Source organism: Lysinibacillus sp. NPDC093216, assembly GCF_050280325.1.
Classification (GTDB): domain Bacteria; phylum Bacillota; class Bacilli; order Bacillales_A; family Planococcaceae; genus Lysinibacillus.
The window spans coordinates 41,462-47,744 of sequence record NZ_JBNNVB010000011.1; the positions used below are offsets into that span (position 1 = coordinate 41,462).

The 6,283-nt window shown below is 38.3% G+C and carries 4 protein-coding genes; all 4 read right to left on the reverse strand.

The window, feature by feature from the left end; translation table 11 throughout:
• Nucleotides 1-105: 105 nt before the first annotated feature.
• Nucleotides 106-2,259, reverse strand: a complete 2,154-nt coding sequence (locus tag ACQKOG_RS13790) for an EAL domain-containing protein (protein ID WP_427447032.1) — start codon at nucleotides 2,257-2,259, stop codon at nucleotides 106-108.
• 704 nt (nucleotides 2,260-2,963) lie between these two features.
• A complete protein-coding gene (gene glyA, locus ACQKOG_RS13795; RefSeq protein WP_370082999.1) occupies nucleotides 2,964-4,205 on the reverse strand; it encodes a serine hydroxymethyltransferase in 1,242 nt (413 codons plus the stop codon).
• Nucleotides 4,206-4,265: 60 nt separating this feature from the next.
• Complete coding sequence (locus ACQKOG_RS13800; protein WP_402872096.1) at nucleotides 4,266-4,808, reverse strand: TIGR01440 family protein; 543 nt, start codon at nucleotides 4,806-4,808, stop codon at nucleotides 4,266-4,268.
• A 114-nt stretch (nucleotides 4,809-4,922) separates the two neighbouring features.
• A complete protein-coding gene (gene rpiB / locus ACQKOG_RS13805) occupies nucleotides 4,923-5,360 on the reverse strand; it encodes a ribose 5-phosphate isomerase B (RefSeq protein ID WP_132360346.1) in 438 nt (145 codons plus the stop codon).
• Between the last annotated feature and the right edge of the window lie 923 nt (nucleotides 5,361-6,283).

A 6,283-nucleotide genomic window follows, 5' to 3' on the forward strand; every position in this document is an offset into this window, starting at 1 on the left:
CGGATTTCATTTTTATCTCACCTAGTATAACAGAAAAAAGGAGTCGTCTCAAAAATAAATTTGGGACAACTCCTTTTCAAGAATGTTTGCTACATATAATAGCGATTATTTATCGAGTATTGCATCTAACTGTTCTATTGTCATCGGCTTGTAATAGAAATAACCTTGTCCTACTGTACAGCCGAGTGCACGCAAAATTTCAACCTGCTCTTTATTTTCAATACCTTCTGCGACTGAAGTCATTCCTAAGTTTAATGCTAATTGAATAATGGATCGGACAATAGCAAGTGTCGCAGCATCATGAATATCATTAATAAAGCTTCGGTCTATTTTCAATTCAGTAAACGGCAGTCTTTGTAAATAACTTAGTGATGAAAAACCTGTTCCAAAATCGTCCACCGAAGTTTTAAAGCCGTACTCTTTTAATTCCTGGATAATAGAAAAAGCAGTCTGAAAATCAACTAGCCCAATATTTTCTGTTACTTCTAAAATGATATATTTCGGATCAATATCGTATTTCCGAACGAGCTCCAGTGTATCCTGTACAAAATTAGCATAGTAAAAATGATCAGGCGAAATATTTACTGCTACCTTCACTAATTTTTTCCCTAATTTTTTGCGCTCTGCTAGCCAGGAAAGAACAATCTCTAATATTTGATTATCGATTTCTCGTACCTTTCCTACACTTTCTGCCACTGGAATAAAAATTGCCGGTGACACGAAACCGAGTTTTGGAGAAATCCAGCGGGCAAGCGCTTCAATACTTTGAATTTCACCTGTCCGTAAATCAACCTTTGGCTGTAAATTTACCGAGATTTCTTTATTTTTTATTGCTTGTGCCAAATGGTTTAACACTGTCATTTGCTGCTCAAGCACATCATTTCTTTCTAGTGTGAATATTTCCATATGAGTACCTGGTTTATTGGCCGCAAAGGATACAGCATTATCCGCAAAGCGAATCGCATCAGCAATTTTTATCTCATTGTTGTATAAAGCAATTCCAGTCTTCAGTGTAATATAAATTTGCTTCCCACCCACAATAAAGGGTTGACGAATAATCTCTTTTATCCGCCTTTTATAATAGAAGAAATCTTCATCGGATGTCGCATTTGCAATGATTAAACTAGAGCTTGTAAATCTAGCAATATATTCTTTATGATCATGCTTCTCTTCATTTAGACGTTTAGCAATTTGTCTTAAAAGTTCATCTCCCGCTTCACGACCATATAACTCGACAATTTGATGGAATTCGCTTGGCTTTAAGATTTTGATATTCCCATTTTGACCGTATTCTTTTTCTACCTTGTTTAAAAAACCATGTCGATTAGGCAGCCCCGTTGTGATATCGATATAGGCTAAATCCCATATCTTTTTTTGTGTTTTTGCATATGAGTATGCCAATGCAACAAGAGCACCGATTTTTCGGAACATGCATTCAAAAGACTTTTGCTCAGCACAAGAATGTTGCCTTAAAAAAATTGCGAACAATCCAATTGCTTGTTGTTGTTGATTGTAAATCGGCATAAACCATCCAAATGGCATTTCAGATGCATTAGCAAACATTTTATGTTCTATTGGAATATCGATTTCATCCAAACTCTTAACTAGAATAGATGTTTCCTCTTGCATTACTCTTTTAAAAAATTCTTTGTTATCACAACACTCCGGCAAATCTTTTATTTTGTCATTCCCTTTAAAAATCCGTAATTGATCTGCCTCTGTTTTGACAAGCACCATGCTTGATATTTTGGGCATAAAAAATTCATCTAGACTACTGCAAATAACACTCATCTTTTTATCAAAAGAATAGTCCTTTTCAATCGCTTCGTACATAGTTTTCTCAAGGCGCATTAAAAATTCTTCGGTATGATAGTAAGTAACATCCTTCATAACTACTAGTACAAATAATGTTTCATTTTTATTATTTTGAAATGGGAGTGCTTGTATCTCTGCCCAAAAAGGAGATTTGTCGAAGCAACTATGGTGCAATTTTGCTTGTACTATGGCTCCGCTATGTATTTTATCTTTAATCATTTCAATAGTTGTCTGTTCTTCGTTTGACATCAATGAAAAATAATCGTTATTTATTATTTGCGAACGAGTAGTATTTGTAAGTGTACAAAAAGAATCATTACATTCTAATATGCCATGGTTATTTGTTGCATCAAAAATAACGTAACTTTCTTTAGAATTATCACCTAACCTACGAATTGTATTTAATAGCATTTCATGTTCTTTGATCATTGTTTTAGTAACCATTCAGCCCCTCCTCCCTTTATCTCTATCAATATTACTCGGCATAATTGTAGCTGACGTTTCGCTGTCGCTACGCTTTCGGTACAGAAAATAATTGCCGAAAGAAGTTAAATCTCTCTTACATTGTATATAAACATTCAATAAATTGTCACTTTTATAAAAACAATTCTGGACATTATCTGTCTCTCTCTACTATATAATATATCCTTTCCTACTAAGTTTATGTAAATAAATTCAAAAATGAGAGTATTTTATTTCCAAATTAGCAAAAAATAGCTCTTCACCGAAACGTATGGTCGATTTTCGTTCCACTTTGGATAATATATTTCTGTGCGAAAGCGAAGCGACAGCAACAGCAACAATATGTTTTATCTGTGCGAAAGCGTAGCGGCAGCAACAATATGTTTTATCTGTGCGAAAGCGTAGCGACAGCAACAATAAGAAGTGGGTTATGAGGAATTATTACAGGATATTGCCCCCCGCTCCATGGCTCGTCCTTGACGCTAATCCTCAAGAAATCGTCTAGCTTGCACTGCAGACAATTGCAAAAAAGCTGTGGTTAAAGTGCATTTATCACTTTAACCACAGCTTTATCTAATCAATTATACCTCTGCATAATTGCGTCTGGAATCGGCTTTGTGCTTGCATAAAGAATTCCGTCTCGATTCCGTGACATCCGCCAGAGGCTTATGCTGAAAGAAGTTAAATTATACGTATAATGGATGTTTATCAGTTAATGCTTTTACGCGAGCTTTTGCTTCAGCTTTTACTGCTTCATCTTCTGGATTTCTAAGAACCGTAGCAATAATGGCACCTACTTCTTTCATGTCCTCTTCATTGAAGCCACGAGATGTTACTGCCGGTGTACCAATACGGATACCAGAAGTTACGAATGGAGATTCTGTATCGTAAGGAATTGTATTTTTATTTGTTGTAATACCTACTTCATCAAGTGCGTGCTCTGCTACTTTTCCTGTTAGGCCAAGAGATTTCACATTAAGAAGTAACAAGTGGTTATCCGTACCACCAGATACAATTTCAACACCTTCTGCAATTAATACTTCTGCTAAAGCTTTCGCATTAGCTTTAATTTGTTTTGCATACTCTTTGAATTCTGGTTGTAATGCTTCACCGAATGCTACAGCTTTTGCAGCGATTACGTGCATTAATGGTCCACCTTGGATACCTGGGAATACAGATTTGTTAAGCTTTTGCTCCCATTCTTTCGAAGCAAGGATTAAACCACCACGTGGGCCACGTAATGTTTTATGTGTTGTAGATGTCACAAAATCAGCGTATGGCACTGGTGATTGGTGCTCACCAGCAGCTACAAGACCAGCGATATGCGCCATATCCACCATGAAATATGCTCCTACTTCATCAGCGATTTCACGGAATTTAGCAAAATCGATTTCTCGTGGGTATGCAGATGCACCTGCAACAATTAGTTTGGGCTTATGTTCTAACGCTTTTTGACGTACATCTTCATAATTGATTACTTGAGTATCTTCCGTTACGCCATATTCAACGAAGTTATATAGAATACCTGAGAAGTTTACAGGAGATCCATGTGTTAAGTGACCGCCATGAGATAGATTCATCCCAAGTACAGTATCGCCTGGTTCTAAAATCGTGTGGTATACAGCCATGTTTGCTTGTGCACCAGAGTGTGGTTGTACGTTTGCATATTCTGCACCAAAGATTTCTTTCACACGATCACGTGCGATATCTTCCACAACATCTACGTGTTCACAGCCGCCATAGTAGCGTTTACCTGGATAACCTTCAGCATATTTATTAGTTAGAACAGAACCTTGTGCTTCCATTACTGCTTCAGATACAAAGTTTTCTGATGCGATTAACTCAATATTTGCTTGTTGACGTTTTTTTTCCGCAAGAATTCCGTCTAATACTGCTTTGTCTTGTACTGCTAATTTTTCGTATGCCATGTTTGAAAAAGCCTCCTAAGTATAATCGTTCTTTGTATACCACTGATTTCAGAGGTAATTTTATTTATATACTGCACGCTCTCCGCCAATCAGCTTTGGACGTGTTGTTGCAATTGTCACAACCGCTTCTCCTACCATTCGCACAGAAGTACGAACTGGAACAGCTACTGCCTTTAAATGCATACCTATAAGTGTTTGACCAATGTCAATACCTGCATTTGCTTGCACAGCTTCCACAACAACTGGATTTGTAAATTGTGTAAACGCATAAGCAGACATCGAGCCGCCTGCTGTACGAACTGGTACAACTGTTACTGGTTCATAACCAAATTGGTCTGCTGTTGTTGCTTCCATTGTAATAGCACGATTAATATGCTCACATCCTTGGAACGCTAGATGTAGTTGATGTTTCTTTGCAAATGCCTGCAACGGCTCAAAAATTGCTTCTCCAATTTCAAGCGCGCCCGCTGTGCCAATTTTCTGACCAATCACTTCAGATGTCGAGCAGCCTACAACAAAAATAGTATTTGGTCGTAGAGTTACCTGCTCTTCAAATTCACTGAGTAACTGAGTCAAATGTGTTCGTATTTGTTGAACAACCACTATGCTCAGCCCCTTATTCTAAATTATTTATGTCACATAGCTAAAAAGCACTCCAATTTCTTTGATGACACTTTTTAGCTTAGGGACATATATTAACAAACTAAATTGCTTTTCTTACTGCTCAAGCTCAGCGATTTTTTCAATGCGGCGCGTATGACGGCCACCTTCAAAATCTGTCTCAAGCCATACTTTAGCGATTTCACGCGCAAGGCCTGGCCCAATAACACGCTCACCCATTGCTAAAATATTAGAATCGTTGTGGCAACGCGTTGCTTTCGCACTAAATAAATCATGCACTAAAGCACAGCGAATCCCCTTAATTTTATTTGCAGCAATAGACATACCAATGCCTGTACCACAAATTAAAATACCTTTATCAAATTCCCCGCTAGCAACACCTTCAGTAACTGGTTTTGCATAATCAGGATAGTCTACTGAATCCGCAGATTGTGGACCAAAATCTTCGTAGCTAATATGTAGCTCATCTAACAGCTGCATAATCTCACGACGTAAGTTATTGCCTCCGTGATCAGAAGAAATTGCTATTCTCACTGGGTTCCCTCTTTTCGAAATTATAGTCAACACTAGTGTACCACTTCTATCTCAAGAATAACATGATTTTTCTTGCGTTTTTATGCTGATTTCTCCTAAAAGACGAACATTTCTTGTAATCAATCATCAAAACATTCACTTTTAAAGTCCTTTTTCTGTGGATATTGTGAATATCATGTTGATAAATTCGGATAACAGTCTTTTGTTGCAATGTTCTATCTTCTAAAGTTTTTTTACCTTTGCAATTGCAGTGGACATGCTATATCAATATTTTTTCAGTAGTTAGCACTATAGAGGGATTCTATGTAAAATGCGAGTGTGGCGTAATGGATGTGAACTTTCTTAGTTTGATGTACTATCCGTCGCTTTGAGTTTTGTTCGTCACTTCAACTCTTCTTTCCGTCGTTCTGATTGCTTCATCCGTCACTTCAGCTGTTCTTTCCGTCGTTGCCGCTCTTCTTTCCGTCGCTTCGAATTCGATCCGTCACTTCAACTCTTCTTTCCGTCGTTCTGATTGCTTCATCCGTCACTTCGGCAGTTCTTTCCGTCGTTGCTGCTCTTCTTTCCGTCGCTTCGAATTCTATCCGTCACTTCAACTCTTCTTTCCGTCGTTCTGATCGCTTCATCCGTCGCTTCGGCAGTTCTATCCGTCGTTGCCGCTCTTCTTTCCGTCGCTTCGAATTCTATCCGTCACTTCTACTCTTCTTTCCGTCGTTCTAATCGTTTCATCCGTCGCTTCGGCAGTTCTTTCCGTCGTTGCCGCTCTTCTTTCCGTCGCTTCGAATTCTATCCGTCACTTCGACTCTTCTTTCCGTCGTTCTGATCGCTTCATCCGTCGCTTCGGCAGTTCTTTCCGTCGTTGCCGCTCTTCTTTCCGTCGCTTCGAATTCTATCCGTCACTTCGACTCTTCTTTCCGTCGTTC